At 31.1% G+C, this 5,876-nt stretch carries 4 protein-coding genes; all 4 read right to left on the bottom strand.

Features of this window, described 5'->3' with window-relative positions; genetic code table 11:
* Positions 1-652, bottom strand: a 652-nt coding sequence (locus B2X73_RS08240; protein WP_291096199.1) for a cytochrome-c peroxidase, incomplete at its 3' end; no start/stop codon positions are given.
* Between the two features lies 1 nt (position 653).
* Complete coding sequence (locus tag B2X73_RS08245) at positions 654-2,252, bottom strand: DUF6850 family outer membrane beta-barrel protein (protein ID WP_291059635.1); 1,599 nt, start codon at positions 2,250-2,252, stop codon at positions 654-656.
* A gap of 12 nt (positions 2,253-2,264) precedes the next feature.
* Complete coding sequence (locus B2X73_RS08250) at positions 2,265-3,269, bottom strand: DUF4876 domain-containing protein (RefSeq protein ID WP_291096201.1); 1,005 nt, start codon at positions 3,267-3,269, stop codon at positions 2,265-2,267.
* Between the two features lie 27 nt (positions 3,270-3,296).
* Positions 3,297-5,876: TonB-dependent receptor (locus B2X73_RS08255; RefSeq protein WP_291096203.1), on the bottom strand; the 2,580-nt coding region annotated here is incomplete at its 5' end.

The raw sequence follows: 5,876 nt of genomic DNA on the forward strand, positions 1-5,876 counted from the left end.
TTGGTGATAAAATCGTACGTTCAAAGGTTGCAATTGCTTTTGTAATACGGTCATTCGTTACTTTTTCGTCACCAAAAGCAGCTTTAAATAATTCTTTGTAACCATTAATTTCAGCAATTCGTTTTGTTGCAAAATCAATATGATGATTCATTTCTTTTTTATCACGAATCGGAAATTCAGCTTGTTCTTCCAATGTTTTTGCACGACCATCCCAAAACATCACTTTTGAGTAAGCAACATTCATCAAACTCGGCGAATTACGCGCTCCCAATTGTCGATCTTCGCCATAAGGAACACGACGACCATCACCCCAATTCAGCTCAGGATCGTGGCAATTTGCACAAGAAATTTGATTTGAATTTGATAAACGAGGATCAAAAAATAAGGATTTTCCTAACTCAGCTTTTTCTTTAGAATACGGATTATCTTTAGGAAAAGGAACTTCACCTAATGTACCAATATCTTCAAAACCATCTTTCAAAACACTTTCGTCAACAGTTGGTTTAGGCCATTTTGACTGATCTCCGCTACTATACAATGCACGTAATTCGGTAACTGTATAACCTTGATCGATTATTTTGTTACTGTTAAACGCATAAAATAGAGTAGTCGCACCAAATGCAACGATTGGAAGCATTTTTTTCATCTTCATTCTAATAATTTAATTGAATTCCGAAATTCATTAAATACGTATTATCTGTATTGATTTCGGTAAAATTGCTCTTATTTGTTGCAAATATACCTTTTAACTGCGTATATACTTCGATTGTTTTATTGTTTTTTACAGGTAAAATGTAGCGAATAGAAGTTGAAGCATCAAAATGATTGGTTGTATTGTACGCATAATCATAAGCCGCTACATTGTCATAGAAAGTATCTTCGTTGATTCCAGTCATTTTTGTATAATCAAAATAAGAATCCAATAAAGCATAATAATTAAAAGCTAAACCAATATTTATTTTCGAATTATCATTCAACATTAAATCTTTATTTCCATAAATACCAACATCTAACGATTTAATTTTCATGTCATAAATAGCTAAAGCATCGTAATATTTGTTCTGATTATAGCTTGTTTTGAATCCAAGAAAATAATTCATTTTCGTAACATCACGATTAGCTAAGTTAACATCAAAATTTAGATTTTGTAAACGATTTTGATAATTCATTCCACCGATAGAAACATCGTAATTTTCACCATCTTTTCTCGAAAAATCTAAACGTGTATTGATTGTATTGTTATCAAATTTTGTCATAAAATTCGCATAAGCAAAATGCTCGTTGATATCCCAAACATAGATAAAGAACTTATCTTCTTTTGTTTTGCTATCATACATTCGCTGTTGATTTTCTTGGTAATTGTAACCTAAAATCAACTTTGTATTGTCTGAATTAAATTGATATCCACCACCGATTTTAGAAATGATATTTCGTGTAAAATATTCGTAAATTGTTTTTTCGTTATCTATTTTATTTCTCAATGGATTATTAATTTCGCGACCATAACCAGCCATGTAACGCAAATAGGTATTCGAATTTTCTTCTACATCTTGATTTCTACCTTTATACTTTAGACTATAATCTTTATCTTTTCGACCATATGAACCTAACACAAAAATCTGATGTCCCTCAAAAAGTTCATAACCAACTTGAATTTCTCCAACTAATTGATTGTTTTTAATCTCTGGACGAGGATCTAATTTACGCGCCATTTTGTTGACATTCAATTCAGCTTTTGCAGCCAAAGTTAAATTGCCAAAATTTTTCGAAACTCCACCACGAATCAAATATTGCTGATTATCCCAATCTGCTGCACGCGGAACGTAGAAATATTGAGGAGAAAGCACTTGTTGCTCATCTGTACGCTCTTCAGAAAGGTTCCATGAAAGATTTTTTTCATTGAATTTCTGCAAGTCAATCATTCCGAAAATTCTAAAACCATTTTCAGTTGTATATAAACCTTCGCTCAAAAAACCGTAACGACTTGTTTCTTCTGCTGTTTGTTTACGCGAAAATTGATTGTTTTTATGACTGAAATAAATTCCAGTATGCGTATAATCTTTAATCGGTAAAGAATGTGTCGCAACAGGTAATTGCCAATTCAAATCCTTTATAACTTGTTCAGCTTCGTTAGAAGTTACTTTTATCGAATCATTTTCTTGCGCAAATGATGTACTTCCTAAAAGTAAACAAGCAAAAGAAACAATTTTCAATAATTTGTTATCGTATGTTGTTAAATCAATTGATTTCATGTTTTTTAATTTCTATTGCGCAAAAATCTTTGGTTCAGCTTTGATGTTTACAAAATCGTTTGTCGAATTGTTTGTATCCTTCAAAATTATACGACCATTAATTGTTTTTTGAGTTTTACGAATAATAGATGTTGATGTATAAGATCCTGCTGTTAAATAGACGTAACCAGCATCTTGTTTGTTCTGTAATTTTTTCGGAACCAATTTAGTTCCCATGTCTTGTGTTGTTTCTACAGCATCTAAAATAAAATAATTCGGCAATTGTAAATACTGATACGTCGTTTTATTTGATGGATTTTTAACTTTTCCAAAACCATTTATATCATTTTCATCAGCCCTAAAAAGAATATAAGCTTGACGACCTAAATTATCAAACAATAAATCTTTATTTCCATTTGCCCACCAAACAATATCTAAATCTGGAACAGCAGGATTTTGAATATCATATGAATATTGAGAACCTAAATAGCTCGTCATATTTACCTCAAAATCTGCATTTGATAAATCGACCGTCAACTCTGGTTTTAGAATTTCGATTACTTTACCATTTGCATCGGTGTAATTTCCTTTGTGATTTATCGCCGTTTGCGCAATTGTAATACTTTGTCCTGGTTGAACTGGATAAGTCGTTCCATTTCCTGGAATACGAACCGCATTCGCAACATACACATAACCTGTATTTGCTTCTGCACCTTTTGTGTTTCCTTCACCTTTAGACCAATCTAATTGTCCATTTGCTTGGGAATATGGTTGAGATTCGACTGTATTTGCGCCAAATAATTGTCCAAAAATTAAACCATCTGCATAAATTACTTCATTCGTCATTCCTGTTTGTATATTTTTTAGAATTGTTTTCGCATTTACAGGTAATTTTGAAGCATCAAAATCGCTATCAAAAGTAACTTTTGTTGTAAATGTAACGGGTTGAACCGCTGAATTTCCAAAATCATCATCAGAACAAGAATTAAATAATAAACTTGCTAAAATAGGAGTGAGAAGTATATATTTTTTTAACATAATAATCTTTTTTGAAATTGTTTAGAATTAGAAAGTATATTCAATTTTACCTCCCAATGAAAATTTTGCGATTTTTGAAACAATTCTTTCACCAGAATCGTTGATATAAGTAGGTTTTAAACCAAAAACATTTGTTGTATAAACAGATACTTTGAATCCATTTAAGAAATCTTTCGAAATACGTAAATGAAAATTATGCAATGAATTTTGTAATTCTGCTAATGTTTTTTGTGGAGCTTTAATCAAATGTCCGTATAATTCTGTATTTCCTCGATCTTCGACAGGAATTTCGTGATAAACAGAATTTTCATCTAAGTAACCAATTGGATTTCTATTGTTGTATTTATCGTGATTTTGAATAAAAATATGTTCTGTACGAAGAGATAAAATCAATCCAACTTTTTTTAAATGATAATTAAAATTTGTTCCAAACATTAAAGCTTCATCATTCGATTTTGGATTATAATAAACAGCATATTTCTCTTTTGCTAAAACATTTGTAGAAGCCGAATATTCATAAACAGGCTTATTATTTGTAGTTTTTGTATACGAACCATTCACTGAAATATCTAAATTTAGAGGTTTGATTCGGTTAAAATTCATAAACATTTCAATACCTTTATCTGTCGATTCTAAATTATTTTCCAAAGTATTATAAATAATTTGATAGGCTTCTTTCCCAATAACAGAATAAGTTGGAGTAGAAGTGGATGTGTCGACACTAATTGTAGAACCTTCTAAAGTTGCTACATGATCAACTCTTGAAATTCCATCCTTCAATTGATTATAATACCCTGTTACATTTAATGATCCAAAAGGTAAATTAACATCAAAACCAATTTCTGAATTGTAAGATCTACTTGGTTTCAAGTTTAAGTTATTTCCTTCCAAAAGAAACGTTTCAATCCACCCATATTGTTTATTGTTGACATAATAAATTCCGTCTCCCAACAAACGATCATAAATTCGATCTCCCGTGAATAGCTGATTTAACGAAGGTGCTTTAGAAGCAATACCGTATCCACCACGAATTCTAAACACTTTATTGAACGCATAAGATGTATTTATACGCGGTTGAAATGTGTTATTTCCATACTGATTATCGAATCTAAATCCTAAATCTAATTTGAAAACATTGTCATTTTCGCCAAATTTTACAATTCTATCTTCTGCATAGACAGACAATTGCCATTGCGTTTTGGTATTTTTGAAATTATAATCACGATAACCTAAACCACCTTTTGCACCGCTTAATGTATAATAATTAGGCGTTGTATTTTCGTCCGTATATGTCCCTCGACCTTTGTTAGAGCTTGATCGAGAAGATAAACCAACAGAAAAAGTATGGTTCCAATTATTTTTAGATTCGTAATTTTTCACACCTTCTATATTTAAGAAAGTAGACATCGGAATTCCTTCTACATTTTTGACAAACGTGTATTGATTTGGTAAAAATATCGCATCCGAAATTCCATTTTCCGTAGAAGTTGTAACCGCAGCAGTTGCGACATTATTCCAACGTTCTTCTTTCGAATTTTGCTTTTCATAACTGATATTTGCATCAACATTCAAAGCATCAATCCAATCTTTTTTCAAGTTCCATTTCAGATTATTAGATAATCGAATCGAAAACTTGTCATTCTTTATTTTAGGATCCGAAATATCATCTGGATCATATTTTATTTTATCATTATTGATTGCGAAACTTCCTTCTAAAGTATTAACCAATGTATTGATTTTGTTTGATGATTTCCACGCCGCATTTGTTGTTATACGATTATAGGATTTTAAATTATCGCGAACATCTTCATTAGAAGCCAAATAATTACCCGACAAACTCAAGAAATTTCTATCATTAATTTTAAAACCTTTTGACATATTATATTCAGTCGTCGCATCTAACATCGAAATGGAAGCGCGTAGGGGAGTTGCACTAACTTTAGAATTGATGATGATTAATCCTGAAGTTAAATCACCATATTTTGCAGGAGCTATTCCTTGAATAATTTTTACTTCATCGATATTAGCAGTTGTAATTTGACGTAAATCAACACCATAACTAGGGTTATTAAAATCATTGAAACCACCACCAGATAAGGAAGTAAACGCTTGCATATTTTCATTGTTCGAAATTGGAATATCGTTGACTACAATCGACGTCCCAAACGCTTTATTCTGAAAATAATCTTTGCGATCATTATTTGTATTACTTGACAAACTTCCTGATAATCCCAAATTATTTGAAGAAATCGCAGTTCTAAAAACAACATTTTTGAACTCGTTATTATTAAAATCCATTGTTACTTGTCCTGGTAATTGTTGCAAAACTTCGTTTAACGAAAACGCTTGCACATTTTCTATTGCTTCTTTACCAAGCGTAATCTCGGAATATTCTTTCTTTTTTTTTGGGAAAATATCAACTTGTTCCAAACGTAAAGTTTGATTGTATAACACAATCGAAACGTTATTTTCTGAAGAATCTACAACAATTTCTTGTGTTTCTTTTCCTTTTTGAGAAAAAGACAAATTAGTATTCTCGTTCGTTAATTCTATTGTAAAAAAGCCATCCGAATTTGTTTGTGTCCATTGTAATCTTCCCCTTGTTAA

The sequence above is a fragment of the Empedobacter sp. UBA7252 genome (assembly GCF_002472765.1).
GTDB lineage: Bacteria > Bacteroidota > Bacteroidia > Flavobacteriales > Weeksellaceae > Empedobacter > Empedobacter falsenii_B.

Coding starts and splice junctions, on each gene's coding strand:
- B2X73_RS08250 (WP_291096201.1), bottom strand. CDS start 3,269: ATGTTAAAAAAATATATACTTCTCACTCCTATTTTAGCAAGTTTATTA.
- B2X73_RS08245 (WP_291059635.1), bottom strand. CDS start 2,252: ATGAAATCAATTGATTTAACAACATACGATAACAAATTATTGAAAATT.